This is a genomic window from Pseudoalteromonas marina (genome assembly GCF_000238335.3).
Taxonomy (GTDB): domain Bacteria; phylum Pseudomonadota; class Gammaproteobacteria; order Enterobacterales; family Alteromonadaceae; genus Pseudoalteromonas; species Pseudoalteromonas marina.
In genome coordinates, this window is record NZ_AHCB03000006.1 from 107,971 (window position 1) to 123,188 (window position 15,218).

Annotated in this window: 11 protein-coding genes; 3 read left to right on the plus strand and 8 right to left on the minus strand. The window is 40.7% G+C overall.

All coding sequences use genetic code 11. The annotated features are described in order from the left end of the window. Positions 1-58: 58 nt before the first annotated feature. Positions 59-931, minus strand: a complete 873-nt coding sequence (locus PMAN_RS09425; RefSeq protein WP_008126701.1) for a DUF3014 domain-containing protein — start codon at positions 929-931, stop codon at positions 59-61. Between the two features lie 231 nt (positions 932-1,162). On the opposite strand from PMAN_RS09425, the gene PMAN_RS09430 reads away from it, so the two are divergent. Continuing rightward, complete coding sequence (locus PMAN_RS09430; RefSeq protein ID WP_033035347.1) at positions 1,163-2,308, plus strand: patatin-like phospholipase family protein; 1,146 nt, start codon at positions 1,163-1,165, stop codon at positions 2,306-2,308. A gap of 1 nt (position 2,309) precedes the next feature. On the opposite strand, the gene PMAN_RS09435 is transcribed toward PMAN_RS09430, so the two are convergent. Then, positions 2,310-4,283, minus strand: a complete 1,974-nt coding sequence (locus PMAN_RS09435; protein ID WP_010557166.1) for a monovalent cation:proton antiporter family protein — start codon at positions 4,281-4,283, stop codon at positions 2,310-2,312. A gap of 133 nt (positions 4,284-4,416) precedes the next feature. On the opposite strand from PMAN_RS09435, the gene PMAN_RS09440 reads away from it, so the two are divergent. Then, a complete protein-coding gene (locus PMAN_RS09440) occupies positions 4,417-5,313 on the plus strand; it encodes a GGDEF domain-containing protein (protein WP_006793611.1) in 897 nt (298 codons plus the stop codon). A 66-nt stretch (positions 5,314-5,379) separates the two neighbouring features. On the opposite strand, the gene PMAN_RS09445 is transcribed toward PMAN_RS09440, so the two are convergent. From PMAN_RS09445 to lpxB, 6 genes are all read right to left on the minus strand, one after another. After that, on the minus strand, positions 5,380-5,727 hold the full coding sequence (locus PMAN_RS09445; protein ID WP_010557167.1) for a hypothetical protein: 348 nt from the start codon (positions 5,725-5,727) through the stop codon (positions 5,380-5,382). After that, positions 5,728-7,032, minus strand: a complete 1,305-nt coding sequence (gene tilS / locus PMAN_RS09450) for a tRNA lysidine(34) synthetase TilS (RefSeq protein WP_010557168.1) — start codon at positions 7,030-7,032, stop codon at positions 5,728-5,730. Positions 7,033-7,125: 93 nt separating this feature from the next. Further along, positions 7,126-8,082 carry an acetyl-CoA carboxylase carboxyl transferase subunit alpha gene (gene accA / locus PMAN_RS09455; protein WP_006793614.1) on the minus strand — a complete coding sequence of 319 codons (957 nt, stop codon included), beginning with the start codon at positions 8,080-8,082 and terminating at the stop codon, positions 7,126-7,128. A 16-nt stretch (positions 8,083-8,098) separates the two neighbouring features. Next, the gene (gene dnaE, locus PMAN_RS09460; protein WP_010557169.1) at positions 8,099-11,590 is read right to left on the minus strand and encodes a DNA polymerase III subunit alpha; all 3,492 of its coding nucleotides are present in this window, start codon (positions 11,588-11,590) and stop codon (positions 8,099-8,101) included. Next, positions 11,590-12,195, minus strand: coding sequence for a ribonuclease HII (rnhB, locus tag PMAN_RS09465; RefSeq protein ID WP_010557170.1), 606 nt, complete (start codon positions 12,193-12,195; stop codon positions 11,590-11,592). The genes dnaE and rnhB overlap by 1 nt, the downstream gene beginning before the upstream one ends. Continuing rightward, positions 12,185-13,342 (minus strand): lipid-A-disaccharide synthase, encoded by a 1,158-nt coding sequence (lpxB, locus tag PMAN_RS09470; RefSeq protein WP_033035349.1) that lies wholly within the window; start codon positions 13,340-13,342, stop codon positions 12,185-12,187. The genes rnhB and lpxB overlap by 11 nt, the downstream gene beginning before the upstream one ends. 299 nt (positions 13,343-13,641) lie before the next feature. Between lpxB and PMAN_RS09475 the strand changes: the two genes are divergently transcribed. Beyond that, positions 13,642-15,216: a cytochrome ubiquinol oxidase subunit I gene (locus PMAN_RS09475; RefSeq protein ID WP_006793618.1), complete on the plus strand. Its 1,575-nt coding sequence runs from the start codon at positions 13,642-13,644 to the stop codon at positions 15,214-15,216. Positions 15,217-15,218: the final 2 nt, after the last annotated feature.

The following is a 15,218-nucleotide window of genomic DNA, read 5'->3' on the forward strand; positions in this document are numbered from 1 at the left end:
GAAGGTGCGATTGCATACTTCATATACAATCGCGGCTTTGAAATTTAATTTGTGACTGTTATTTGCTCTCTAATTGCGCTTTTATATTACGAAGTGCTGCTTTTACTTTTTTCATGTTGTCTGGACCCATGCGTAAAAGCTGTTTTTGAGCAGCAGGAAGTTGCTCCCACTCTGAAAACGCATACTGATAAGTTACTGAGTCACGTAAAAGTGGTAAGGCGCCTTCAGGCTCCGGAGTATCAAGTAGTAAATCGATAGCGTCGTTCAATGTTTGTTTAAACTCGTCATCGCCATAACCAATTTCAGTGTATGCATCGTTAATAAGTGGCTGGTACTCTTCAAACATACGGACCACTTGCGCTGCACTCATGCTAGTAAAAATTTTTACATACGGTGTGTAACGCTCATAACTATTTGGATCAATTGTTAAAATATCCCCTTCGGTAACACTGAAGCTTTCTTGGGGTTTAATAACAGGATTGTGTTTTTTAGCTACTTTGCCTTGAGCTAAGTTGTCAATAAAAACAACACCTCGACGAATAACATCATCAGTGACTAATAGGCTCATCACAGAGTCACTTAGGTACTCGTCAATTTTGGCAACAACCATAGTATCACTATCGTTTAAGGCAGGTAGCGTAGCTACTTCTGGTTCGGGTTCAACTATGCGCTGCGCTGGCACTTCGAGCTCTGCGGGCTGTTCAACTGCTGTTGGCTCTTCTGGCTCAATTATATCTGGTTCATTTAATGGCTTAAGTTCCATTATTGGCCGCTCTTTAACGGGCTCTGTTGCTTCTATGCGCGCAACCGGTTCGTCACTTGGTTTGAGTAATACAAATGCAACCACACAAGCAACAACAATTAGCGTAATAATGGCAAGAAGTAAGTTACTGTTTGTTGAGCGTTTTTGAACATCTGGTGAGTCTGACATACGAACTCCATAAAAAATAAAAATGCGGTATCACTTAGAGTGGGCTAAGTGGATTAAATTCATTCTGTTCGAGTTTTTTATTAAATCAATAGTTATCTTAAGTTAGACATGCTGAATTCAGCATTAAATTATACAGTTATAACTCTATGAACAGTTAACCTTTGATTCTTCTAGCTTAAAGACTTAAAGTTAATAAATAAAGTAAAGACGTTGAACAGTTTAACCACCAATATGAAAATTAAGCAAATAGATCCCAAAAAACCTAAAACAGCCTTATTACTCACTGGTGGTGGTGCTCGAGCGGCGTATCAAGTAGGTGTTTTAAAAGCGCTAGCGCATAGTATGCCACGTACGGCACCTCTTCCTTTTAGAATAATAAATGGTACGTCTGCAGGCGCAATAAACTCTGCAGCCTTGGCTTGTTATGCCTCTTGCGCGCACTTAGCAGTGCGAAAATTAGAATCTGTTTGGAAAAACTTTTCGACCTCAATGGTGTATAAAAGTGATTTTTTAAGTGTATTTGGCCATATTGCGCGTAATATTTTAACTAGCTTTCAATCAGAGCATATTAACCACCCACCAGCAAGCTTGCTTAACAACCGCCCTTTACGTGGTTTACTTAACGAAATTTTAGACTTGCATCGCATAGAGCGTAATTTACACCGAAACTATTTAGAGGCGCTTTCGATTACAGCCTCAAGCTATACCACAGGTGATTCAGTCGCTTTTTTTCAGTCAAATACACAAACAGCTTGGCAAAGAGCTAAACGAGAAGGCCGCCCAACACGCATTAATGTTGAGCATTTAATGGCATCAAGTGCTATTCCAATGGTGTTCCCAAGCGTGAATATTCATAACCACTACTTTGGCGATGGATCTATACATCAACTATCGCCACTTAGCCCTTCAATACATTTGGGTGCCGAAAAAATATTTATCATTGGTGTAGATGAACCTACAGAGCCGCATCCACCGGGATATTCTGCGCATTACCCTGGGCTTTCTGCTGTAGCCGGACACTTGCTTGATAGTGTATTTACCGACACCATGCAGTCAGATTTAGAACGCTTAGATAGAATAAACCGCACTTTGGGGCTTTTACCTGCGCGAGATAAACACCAAGAGCTAAAGCAAATAGATAGCTTTATTATTAACCCCTCACAAAACTTTAATGTCATTGCAGCACAGTATTACAACGATATGCCATGGGCGATAAAAGTATTATTGCGTACTATTGGTGTTAAAAAGCACTCTCAATCAAGTTTAACGAGTTACTTATTATTTGAAAAACGCTATACCCAGCACTTAATGGAAATAGGGTATCAAGACGGCATGGCTAAGCTACCTGAAATAAGAGCTTTTTTAGGGCTCGATTAATTTATTCAATGCCGTCTAATAAAAAATGTTCTACGCGTTCCACACGCCTTGGTTTACCTTGTAAAACGAGTATATCGTTGGCAAGCAAAATGATTTGATCTGAAGGGGCGTCTATTTCTCGGTCTTGGCGTCGTAATGCCTTAATAGATACCTTGCGCTTTACTAAATTAAGCTCATTTATACTTTTATTAACCGCATGTGCTTTATCGGGCAGAGCAACCACATGCAAATACTCTAATTTATCTGAATTACTTTCATCGTTGTTTATATGCTCACCTGTAAAAAAACTTTGCAAAAATTGATAACGATTTCTTCGCTCATCACTCACTCGCCTAATAATTCGGCTCATGGGTACACCCGACATAGACAAAACATGCGAAACGATCATTAAACTTGCTTCAAGCGTTTCTGGTACAACTTCAGTGACACCAAGCTCTCGTAGTTTTTCAAGCTGGCTATCGTCTCGGGTACGTATAAGTATTTTTACCTCTGGAGCTATTTGCTTTATTGCATCTATCACTATTTGTGTTTGTTCAAACTCGGTAAATGTAATAATCACCAATCGGGCTCGCTCTACGCCCGCACACTTTAAAATATCTTTTTGTTTAACGTGGCCAAATATTACAGGCTCACCTGCGGCCTTACCTTCTTGAACAAGTATGGGGTTACTTTCAACAGCAACATATTCAATAGCTTCTGGCTTTAAAAAGCGCGCTATAGTTTGCCCTACCCTCGAAAAACCACAAATGACTACATGGTTTGTGTAAAGCGCACTTACTTGTGGCTCGCTTTTCCATGTAATGCTAGGGCTATTTAATAACCCTAAACGTCTTAAAATATAGGGTGTTTTTTCAATTAAAAATGGGGTTAACGCCATCGATAACACACCAAGGGCAATTAAAAATGAAATGTGTTCGCTGGTTAATAATTGATGCTGCCTACCCAAGGCAATTAATACAAAACCAAATTCACCCATTTGCCACAGCATAATGCCACACGCTAATGAGTCCTGCTTTCGCTCACCCATAAGTTGTGCACTGATGGCAAGCACAGTTATTTTTAAAACCAATAATCCAAATAATGCGCCAACAATAATAAGACCATTGCTAAACACATAGAGTAAATCGAGCTGCATGCCTACGGTAACAAAAAACAGCCCCATTAAAATATCGCGAAATGGCCGTATATCGGCTTCAAGCTGGTGCCTGTAATGACTTTCACCAAGCATCATCCCGGCCAAAAATGCACCTAGCGCCATTGATAAGCCAAACATATAGGTTAGTAAACCCGCAAACAAAGCAACTAGTAGCGTAGTAAGTACAAATAACTCATCAGTGCGCACTAAGGCTATTTCGCTGAATACTTTAGGCAGTAACCACTTCCCAATAGCCCACAGTAATACGCAAACAAAAGCCCCTTTAGTTAGAGAAAATGCTAACGCCCACCCAATTGTTTGTGAATCGCTTGTGGCAAATAAAGGAAGAATAATAAGTAAAGGGACTACGGCAATGTCTTGAAACAACAATACACCGATTGCTAATTGCCCTCTACGCTGATTAAGTTCACCACTTTCTTTAAGCAATTTAACGACTACCGCCGTTGAAGACAGCGCCATAATCGAACCAATAGTAAAGCTGGTAAGCAAACTGAAGTTTAAACAGTACAAAATTATAATAAGCACTAAGCTTGTTACAATCACCTGCAGTGAACCTAAGCCAAATACAATATTACGCATGGCCATTAATCGAGATATTGAAAACTCAAGCCCTAAGCTAAAAAGCAAAAATACAATACCAAGCTCTGCAACAAAGTCTATTTCGTGCGTATGTTCAAGCCATCCAACGCCATGGCTGCCAGCTAAAACACCTGTTGCTAGGTACGCCAAAATTGGCGGCAAGCCGATGCGCTTAAAAAACCACACAAAAATAACGGCAGCGACAAGCAAGCCAAAAAATTGAGCATTAGTACTTTGCAAATTTGGCCTCCGGCTTCAATTAAACTAGGGGATGTAGTTTAACTATAGCAAGCAATTGTTTTTAAGCTAATTTTAAAATATGGCACAAAAATAGCTTAATACTTATAAAGCAACACTCTCGGGGGAGAATTTAATGGAAAATGTCCATATTTTGACGCAACGTGTCTCTGGTCGCGGCGACTTTTTGCCGTTTTCGGCTGAACACACACCAAATAATGAAACAACGGCAACACACGAGTTAGTCGCTGAGCTACAGACTAGTTTAGTTATTGAAGATGTATTGGCCATATACGCAAAATTTACAAAAAAGCTTTTAAATTTTACGGGATTGCAGTTTCAGTCAACGCTTGGCACTGCACAAACGTCTGAAAGCGATACTAATAGCACGCCCTATATATTTGACTTAACGATTGGAAGAGAGCACTTAGGGCAACTTATATACTTTAGTAAATACCCTTTAGGCAAAGCAATTGAAAGCAAGTTACGCTCGCTTCACTCTGCGCTAGTTTACCCACTACGTAATGCAATGATGTATAGCCGCGTTCTTAAATTGGCGACAAAAGACTCATTAACGGGTTTGAACAACCGTAGTCAATTTAATGACATTTTATCTCAAAAGCTCGAAAATTGTCGCCGTTATCAGCGCCCTTTTAGCCTAATGTTACTTGATCTAGATAATTTTAAGCAGGTAAATGACAAGTTTGGCCACAAAATTGGCGACGATACCCTTAAAGAATTTGCAACAGTATTAAATTCAAGTATACGCGCTACTGATACCGTATTTAGGTTTGGTGGCGATGAATTCGCAATACTAATAGAAGACCCTGAATTCAAAACTAATCAGGTTGTATCTGAACGTATAATGCAATTTGTAAAGCAATCTAGCTTAATGTCAAAGCATGAAGTTACGGTTAGTATTGGCTATACCTTAGCAATGAGTAATGACTGCGATATAGAAATCTTTTCTCGCGCAGATAAAGGCTTGTACAAAGCAAAAGCGTCTGGCAGAAACTGCGCTAAAGCATATTGATTATAAGGCTTTTTTAAAAGGCTTAGCTTCCCCCGCTAAGCCTTTTTTATGTAAACCCTTGCCCTATTACTTAATAGACTTTGCAGGTAAAAATTTATAAATTGTCAGTGCCACACAAAAACCTAAAAAGTAACCGCTCACTAAATTTATTAAAGCTGTGGCGGTATCAAGAGGCGTAAATAACACTAAAACGAGCGGTAAACTCACCCCTAATATAAAAAATATGCCGCCTTTTCCTAACCAATAGGCCATTAAAATAACCGCTGATATAGCACCGCCCAAAATAGCATACGCTAAAGTGACAATGTTCAAATCAAGCAACACATTAGCAACTATCGCTATTAGGGCTGTTAATAGTATGCCTAGTGGCGCTTTATTGACTAGCGATAATCCAACATGTGGCTGTTTACTCATTTATTTACACTCCCAATAAACACCATTTTCATCATAATGTTTTTCACTTATAAAATAACCAACCACTTGTACTAGTTCATCATTATAAAAAATAAGCGGCACTTGACTTCGAAGCCAAGGCGCTACTTTTGCGTCCTTAAACCAGTGCTTAACGCTATTACTTCCGGGCTTTTTAAGAGGCTTTATACGAGCGCTGTTATAATTAAATCTTACTGAAACCTGCTCATTGGCATGCGGTGTTCTTATTCCTACACCACTTTGCTTTGTTAATACGCGGCCATCGTTGAGAGTGAGTTCATGAGTGATTAACTCATCATCATTCACAATGTTTTTTTGAGTTACAAAGTATAAATACCCTTGGTGGCGCCTAACCTGCCCATCAACTAAGTCAATTTGAATTTTAGCATCGGCCTGAGCGTTTATTGCCTGATTAATAATTTGTGACAACTGCTTTTGAGATGGCATTACTTGGGTAAATAAGCTAAGCCACGCACGAACCACATTTGTTATGCGCACGTCGCTATAATGAATTATTTGGCTAATACACAATGCTTGCTGGTCATTTAAACTTTGGCTTAAATCAATTTGAGTGTACTCATCAAGTAGCGCTTGTTGTTGCTGCAATAACTCAATGCTGCGCCCAGCACACTGTTCAAAACCTTTAAACCGCATAGCCAGCTCAGGCACTACACGTGCACGCAAAAAGTTACGATCAAAACGCTCATCGGTATTTGAGTCATCAGTTATATGCGTAATATTAAACGCTGTGGCAAAGTGCTCTATATCACTGCGCGCAATGTTTAAAAGCGGCCTATAGCATATTCGCCCGCTTTGTAGTTCACGCATTGCTTGCATTGCGCCTAACCCTTTTAAGCCCGAGCCACGCTTTAAACGCAGTAAAAACGTTTCTATTTGGTCGTTTAAATGCTGCCCTAATAAAATAACACTTTGCGGTGCGCTTAGTTCATCAAGTGCTTGATAACGTGCCTCACGTGCCTGCGCTTCAAGGCTTGTTCGTGTTTGCGGGCTTATTGTTACCTGTGTGGTATTAAACGGTGTATCTAGCTCAACGCATAGGTTTTGGCAAAAAGCCTGCCAGTCATTAGCGTATTCGCTTAAGCCATGATTAACGTATATTGCACTTACATTTAGCTTTGGCATTTCTTGCTTTAGCATGTGCATTACATGTAACAATACAACTGAGTCGACCCCACCCGAAAGCGCAACAGTAAAATTATACTGTTGTTTATTAAAAAAGTACTCAAGGGCGTGTTTAACGTGCTGATAAATCGCTGATGATTGCATTTAATACGCTATAAAATTTGTGTTAGAAGTATTTTAAAACAAAAAAGCCGCATAAGCGGCTTTTTTTAACATTTAATGTAATAGCTACTTTTATTAGCAGTAACCAAACGACATTAAACGTTTGTAACGTTGATCAAGCATGTCTTCAAGCGAAAGCGCTTGTAAGTCTGCTAAATCACGTTTTAAACGAGTTTTTAAGTTACGTGCCATGGCATCGTAATTTCGGTGTGCACCACCTAAAGGCTCATCAACTAAGTTGTTGATTAAATCAAGCTCTTTAACGCGCTCAGCGGTTACGCCCATAGCCTCTGCAGCAAGTGGCGCTTTGTCTGCGCTTTTCCATAAAATAGATGCGCAGCCTTCTGGCGAAATTACCGAGTACGTGCTGTATTGCAACATATTAACTCTGTCGCCAACACCAATCGCTAATGCACCACCTGAGCCGCCCTCACCAATAACCGTACAAATAGTTGGCACTTTAAGCGCCGCCATTACTTTAAGGTTACGTGCAATTGCTTCAGACTGACCACGCTCTTCAGCGCCAACACCAGGGTATGCACCTGGCGTATCGATAAAGGTCATTATTGGCATTTTAAAACGCTCGGCCATTTCCATTAAACGAAGTGCTTTACGGTAGCCTTCTGGTTTTGGCATACCAAAGTTGCGTTTAATTTTTTCAGCTGTGTCGCGGCCTTTTTGTTGGCCAATAACCATAACGGGTTCGCCATCTAAACGTGCAACACCGCCTAAAATAGCCGGGTCGTTAGCAAAAGTACGATCGCCTGCAAACTCGTCAAATTCCGTGAAAATACGCTCGATATAATCTCGAGTATAAGGACGCAACGGATGACGCGCTAACTGCGATACTTGCCAAGCGCCTAAATTTGAGAATATTTCCTCTTTTTGCTTAGCACTTTTTTCTTTTAATTTGCTGACTTCCTCTTCTAGCTCAAGGTCTAACTCGCCAGCGCGGCTTATGCTTTGTAATTCTTCAATTTTTGCTTCTAATTCTGCAATCGGAAGCTCAAAATCAAGATAATTGAGGCTCATGCTCTAAACTACCTAATCAGTTAAATTCTAGTTCTACATCTTGTGCCGCCATGAGTGATAACTTGTGAATCAAGTCGTCGCTCGGCGTGACACACCATTCGATCCCTAGGGTTAATTGCGCCAACGCATCTGGGCGTTGGTAATAAACCTTGATCGGACACGTTCCCATTTTATAAGGTTCGAGTACTTTTTGTAATTTATCGAAGAAACCTGCCTCGATTTGCACCATGTTCAGAGTCATTTTAATCGCTTTAATACGTTTTTCACGCGCTTGAGCAATGGTGTTTATTTCTCTGGCGGTCATTGTAATGCCACCGGAGAAGTTATCAAAGCTGACCTGTCCAGATATTACCAAGATATTATTAACTTGAAGCATTTCTTGGTACATTTCAAACTGTTCTGGAAACAAGCGTACATCAATACGGGCGCTCTTGTCATCTAAAGTTATTAAGCCCCAACGGTTGCCTTTTTTATTAATTAAGGTCCGCGCTGAAATAACTAGACCAGCGGCAGTAGAGAGTACATCACGATTAGTTGGTTGTAAATCCACCAGCTTTCCGCTGGTGTAATACCTAAGCTCCTTGCGATACTGATTTATCGGATGCCCAGTTAAATAAAGGCCTAGGGTATCTTTTTCACCTTCAAGCCATTCATTGTCGGTCAGGCCCGTGGCCTTAATAAAGGCTTGCTCTACTTCCTCTGGCTCAGTAGCCAATAAACCAAATAAATCGCTTTGTCCAAGTTGCTCTGCCTTGTTGTGCTGATCGGCCGCGCGCATAGCGTCTTTTAAACTTGCCAGTAATGTTGCACGCCCTGCTTGGGTTTTCTCTGGCCCAAGCTTATCAAGTGCACCGGCATAAATTAATTTTTCGGTGACACGTTTATTCAGACGTTTTAAGTCAACGCGAGCACAAAAATCAAATAAATCCTTAAACGGGCCGCCCTTTGCGCGCGCTTCTAAAATAGCGTCTACGGGCGCTTCACCTACACCTTTAATTGCGCCAATACCATACACAATTTCGCCTTGCAGGTTTACCGTAAACTTAAATTCACCGGCGTTTACATCGGGCGGTAATAAGGTAAGTTTCATGTTTTCACATTCATCTACCAAAATTACTATTTTGTCGGTGTTATCCATATCGGCCGACATTACCGCAGCCATAAACTCAGCTGGGTGGTGCGTTTTCATCCACAAGGTTTGGTACGAAACCAGTGCATACGCTGCTGAGTGAGATTTATTAAAACCATAACCTGCGAACTTTTCTACCAAGTCGAAGATTTTTATCGCCAGTTCGCCATCAATACCATTATTACGCGCGCCATCTTCAAACGTTGAACGCTGCTTTGCCATTTCTTCAGGTTTTTTCTTACCCATTGCACGGCGTAACATATCTGCACCACCCAGCGTATAGCCTGCGAGTACCTGCGCTATTTGCATTACTTGTTCTTGATACAAAATAATGCCGTAAGTGGGATCGAGTATTGGTTTTAAGCTTTCGTGTTGGTACTGCGCATCTGGGTATGAAATTTCCTCTCTACCCAGTTTTCGGTCGATAAAGTTATCTACCATGCCTGATTGCAATGGACCTGGGCGGAACAGGGCTACTAATGCAATCATATCTTCAAAGCAATCAGGCTTAAGGCGGCGTACTAAATCTTTCATGCCGCGCGATTCTAGCTGAAACACCGCGGTTGTTTCGGCGCGCAGTAATAGTTCTATGCTTTTTTTATCATCCAGTGGAATAGTGTTTATATCAACAGGGTCTTTGCCTTCGCGCTGCATACGCACGTTGGTCATATCCACTGCCCACTGCAAAATGGTCAAGGTACGTAAACCCAAGAAATCGAACTTAACAAGTCCCGCAGTTTCTACGTCGTTTTTATCAAACTGTGTTACCGGAAATTTCCCTTCATCGTCACAGTAAAGTGCAGCAAAGTCGGTAATGGTGGTCGGCGATATTACAACACCACCGGCGTGTTTACCGGCATTACGCGTACACCCTTCTAGGATGCGACACATATCGATTAAATCTTTTACCTCTGAGTCACCATCGTAGGCTTCTTGCAAACGCGGCTCTACTTCAAAGGCTTTGGCAAGGGTCATCCCCGGATCGCCTGGTATCAGTTTCGAAATACGATCAACAAACCCATAAGGGTGTCCTAGTACACGACCTACATCGCGTATTACCGCTTTTGCGGCCATAGTACCAAAAGTAATAATTTGTGATACCGCATCACGCCCATACAATGCCGATACGTGATCAATTACTTCGTCGCGTCTGTCCATACAAAAATCGACGTCGAAGTCGGGCATTGATACACGTTCTGGATTCAAAAATCGCTCAAAAAGCAAGTCGAACTCAAGGGGATCCAAATCGGTAATTTTAAGTGCGTATGCTACTAACGAACCTGCACCTGAACCACGACCAGGTCCAACCGGAATATTGTTATCTTTACTCCACTGAATAAACTCCATTACGATTAAGAAGTAACCCGGAAATCCCATTTGGTTGATTACGCCAAGCTCTACGGCTAAACGTTCATCGTATTCAATACGTTTTACTTTTCTATCTTCTTCGTCAGGGAACAAAAACTGTAGTCGTTCTTCAAGGCCATCCTCTGACACTTTAACCAAAAACTCATCAATATTAAGAGAGCCTGTTGGATAATCTGGTAAAAAGTATTCGCCTAACTTTACAGTCACATTACAGCGCTTAGCTATTTCTACCGTATTTTGCAATGCTTCAGGTATATCACTAAATAGCTCAGCCATTTGCTCAGGCGTTTTTAGGTATTGCTCTTCTGAGAAACGTTTTGGACGGCGTTTGTCATCAAGTGTGTAGCCATCAAATATAGCTACACGAATTTCGTGCGCTTCAAAATTTTCAGGTTTTAGAAATACCACTTCGTTGGTTGCAACAACGGGCAGCTGCTCTTTAGCTGCAAGCTCTACCGCCATGTGCAGGTAGTCTTCTTCAAGCGGGCGGTTAGTTCGTACAAGCTCTAAATAGTAATGATCGCTAAAGTGCTGCTTGTAAAAGCTAATTACGCTTTCTATAACGCCCGGATTATTTTTTAATAATGCTTTACCTAAATCACCGTCTTTTGCGCCCGAAAGAATAATTAATCCTTCTTTGTGATTAACTAACCATTCTCTGTCAATTACTGGACGATGAAATACATGACCACGCTGATACGCCTCAGAAATTAATAGCGTTATATTTTTATAACCCACATTGTCTTTAGCTAAAATTGTAATGCGACATGGCTCATCGGGAAATTCAGGGCTGCGCAGCCAAAAATCAGCGCCAACAATCGGCTTTATACCGGCATTATGGGTCGCGCCATAAAAGCGTACTAATCCACAAAAGTTCATTTGGTCGGTAATGGCAATCGCGGGCATTTCTAGCTCTTGCGCCTTAGCGACTATTGGCTTGGTTTTAGCTAAGCCATCAACCATCGAAAAGTCTGAGTGGACCCTTAAATGTACAAAATCAGGTGCTGCCATTATTTTGCCTCGCCTTTCGCTTGCATAAGTACACGCTGCACGGGTTTAAAACTTTTACGATGTTCATCTATTGCACCGTACTGCTCAAGTGCTGCAAAGTGCGCTTTAGTTGGGTAACCTTTATGCCCTGCAAACCCGTATTGCGGGTGGCGTTTATCAAGTTCAAGCATTTCATCATCACGCGCGACTTTGGCTAAAATAGAGGCTGCTGATATTTCGGCAACCAGGCTATCGCCTTTAACAACCGCTTGAGCAGGCATAGTAAGTTTTGGTAAACGGTTACCATCTATAAATACAAACTCAGGCTGTGTGCTTAACCCTTCCACAGCGCGGCTCATAGCAAGCATGGTCGCGTGTAAAATGTTTAAGTCATCAATTTCTGATGGACTACAACGGCCATAGGCATAGCATAATGCGTTTTCTTTTATCTCTGTGGCTAATGCTTGGCGCTTTTTGTCTGTTAATTTTTTAGAGTCGGCTAGACCAGCTATTGGCTTAGTTGGGTCAAGTATTACTGCTGCGGTAACAACGTCGCCAACAAGCGGGCCTCGCCCTACTTCATCAACACCGGCAATTAAGGTTACATTGGGTCGTTCAATTTGCATGTATTAACTCCGCCACAGCATTGGCTGCTTGCTCGCTGGCATTTAATCTAATGTTTTCATGAATTGCTAAAAAACGTGCTTTTAATTGTCTATTGTCTGTTTCTAGCATTGGGGTAAGTGCTTGAGTTAAGTTTTTAACGTTACAGTCGCTTTGTAAAAACTCAGGCACAAGCTCTTCATCTGCCAATAAATTTGGCAACGAAAAATATTTGATGTTAAAGGTAAACAAGGTTTTAAAAATCCAGTAGCTTAATGGTTTTATTTTATACCCAACAACCATTGGCTTTTTATACAGCATGCCTTCGAGTGTGGCAGTGCCAGACGCAAGTAAAATGGCATCTGCCGCTTGCATTGCTAATTTAGATTGCCCATCTAGCAAGCTAATATTAAGACTAGGCGCTGTGGCATTTAAAATATCAGTAAACTGCGCTTTGCGCTTTTCGTTTACCAGTGGAACCACAATTTTAAGGTCTGGGTTTTGAGCTTGAAGTTGCTGCGCTGTTTTTATATAGGTTTCACTCAGTAAGCCCACTTCAGAGCCTCGGCTACCTGGCAATAATGCCAGTACTTTGTCATCAAGACTTAAACCTAGTTTTGCACGTGCTTGGCTATCGTCGTGCTCAAGCGCTATATCGTCTGCTAATGTGTGCCCTACAAACGTACACGGTACTTGGTGCTTGTCGTAAAATTCTTTTTCAAACGGCAATAGTGCAAGCACTAAGTTAGTAGCTGCGCTAATAGTATGAATACGTTTTTCTCGCCATGCCCAAACTGAAGGGCTTACGTATTGAACTGTTTTAATGCCTGCATCTTTTAATGGTTTTTCGACGCGAAGATTAAAATCAGGAGCGTCTATTCCAATAAATACATCGGGTGGGTTATCTATAAAATGTTGAACCAATTGTTTACGGATTTTTAATAAACGCGGTAAACGTCCGAGTACTTCAACCAAGCCCATTACAGACAGTTCATCCATGTCGTATAGAGTTTTACAACCTTGAGCTTGCATTTTTGGTCCTGCAATCCCCTCAAAGGTGGCATCTGGAAAATGTACTTTTAATGCTTTTATTAGGCCTTCGCCTAAAATATCGCCCGACAGTTCGCCTGCCACTATACCTATTCGTAGTTGTTTTTTTTCTTTCATCATTTGCTTTTTAGTTCATATTTTAATCGGGCGTCATGAGTTTAGTTTACCGCGTTTTGGTATGTGTTTAAACGCTTTAAATAACTCGTTTTTTAACTGTAAATATAATCTCTATTGTTATTTATTTTTAATACTGATGTAGCATATAAATCATATATTAAGTTTTACTAATATATATTGACAAGTATTGTGTAGTTGTGAATAATATTACAAACTTTCAGTAATTACTGAAAGTTCATTTAATTATTAACTCTGCCAATAACTCATTGCCCAGTTAATCCGTCACATTCAAGGAGCATAAAATGATAGATGAAACCTTTGTGGATCTATCGCGACTACAGTTTGCTGTTACCGCACTCTTTCACTTCATATTTGTACCGTTAACAATAGGTATGACTTGGATCTTAGTTATTATGGAATCAGTTTATGTTATGACTGGTCGCGAAATTTATCGTGATATGACTAAGTTTTGGGGTAAGTTATTTGGTATTAACTTTGCCATTGGTGTTGCCACAGGCCTCACTATGGAGTTTGAATTTGGCACTAACTGGTCTTATTACTCACATTATGTGGGTGATGTATTTGGTGCCCCACTGGCTATTGAAGGGTTAATGGCATTCTTTTTAGAATCAACCTTTGTGGGTATGTTCTTCTTAGGATGGGATAGACTTTCTAAACGTCAACATTTAGGCGCTACCTTTTTAATGGCACTGGGTACAAACTTATCAGCATTATGGATATTAATTGCTAATGGTTGGATGCAAAACCCAGTAGGCGCTGAATTTAACTACCAAACTATGCGAATGGAAATGACCAGCTTTGCAGAGCTGGTATTTAACCCTGTTGCACAGGTTAAGTTTATTCACACGGTATCTGCAGGCTATGTCGCCGCGTCTATGTTTGTTTTAGGTATAAGTAGTTGGTACATACTAAAAGGTCGCGATTTAGCATTTGCTAAACGTTCATTTTCAGTGGCTTCAGGGTTTGGTTTAGCCTCAATTTTATGTGTTATTTTACTTGGTGATGAATCAGGCTATGAAGTAGGCGAAATTCAAAAAGTAAAATTAGCAACTATTGAAGCCGAGTGGCACACAGAAGAAGCGCCCGCTGCGTTTACTGCATTTGGTTTTCCTGACTCTGAAGAGCAAGTAACCCATGCAGCTGTAAAAATACCCTATGCACTGGGCATTATTGCTACACGCTCACTTGACGAAAAAGTTACGGGCATATCTGATTTAGAGAAAAAACATGAAATACGTATTCGTAACGGCATGATTGCCTATGGTTATCTCACTAAACTAAGAAACGGTGAAGATACGCCTGAAAACATTGCTAAATTTGACGCAGTGAAAGATGACTTAGGCTACGGTTTGTTGCTTAAACGATATACATCTGATGTTGTTGATGCCACAGAAGAGCAAATTCAAAAAGCAGTGAAAGATTCATTCCCAAAAGTAGGCCCTATGTTTTGGTCGTTTAGAATTATGGTTGCCTGTGGTGTCGCTATGCTTGCTGTGTTTGTATTAGCATTTTACTACAATGCACACCGTATTATTGAGCAAAAACGCTGGTTACTTTGGGCTACAGTATTAAGTATTCCATTGCCATGGATTGCGATTGAATTTGGCTGGATCGTTGCAGAATATGGACGCCAACCTTGGGCTATTTCTGAAATACTACCGACTTTTTTAGCAACGTCATCATTAACGGTCAATGACATTTTAATTAGCTTAACGGGTTTCATCATTTTTTACACTGGCCTTGCCATTGTTGAAGGCTGGTTAATGATTCACTTTATTAAAAAAGGCCCTAGCTCATTACATACTGGTAAATACCATTTTGAGCTGCCAAACAACACACAAGCAAAAGGAGAATAATC

Bases quoted from the DNA above. Each gene is read 5' to 3' on its own strand.
- lpxB (WP_033035349.1), bottom strand. From the start codon at position 13,342: ATGATGAAAGAAAAAAAACAACTACGAATAGGTATAGTGGCAGGCGAA.
- dnaE (WP_010557169.1), bottom strand. From the start codon at position 11,590: ATGGCAGCACCTGATTTTGTACATTTAAGGGTCCACTCAGACTTTTCG.
- PMAN_RS09445 (WP_010557167.1), bottom strand. From the start codon at position 5,727: ATGAGTAAACAGCCACATGTTGGATTATCGCTAGTCAATAAAGCGCCA.
- PMAN_RS09475 (WP_006793618.1), top strand. From the start codon at position 13,642: ATGATAGATGAAACCTTTGTGGATCTATCGCGACTACAGTTTGCTGTT.
- rnhB (WP_010557170.1), bottom strand. From the start codon at position 12,195: ATGCAAATTGAACGACCCAATGTAACCTTAATTGCCGGTGTTGATGAA.
- accA (WP_006793614.1), bottom strand. From the start codon at position 8,082: ATGAGCCTCAATTATCTTGATTTTGAGCTTCCGATTGCAGAATTAGAA.
- PMAN_RS09430 (WP_033035347.1), top strand. From the start codon at position 1,163: ATGAAAATTAAGCAAATAGATCCCAAAAAACCTAAAACAGCCTTATTA.
- PMAN_RS09440 (WP_006793611.1), top strand. From the start codon at position 4,417: ATGGAAAATGTCCATATTTTGACGCAACGTGTCTCTGGTCGCGGCGAC.
- tilS (WP_010557168.1), bottom strand. From the start codon at position 7,032: ATGCAATCATCAGCGATTTATCAGCACGTTAAACACGCCCTTGAGTAC.
- PMAN_RS09425 (WP_008126701.1), bottom strand. From the start codon at position 931: ATGTCAGACTCACCAGATGTTCAAAAACGCTCAACAAACAGTAACTTA.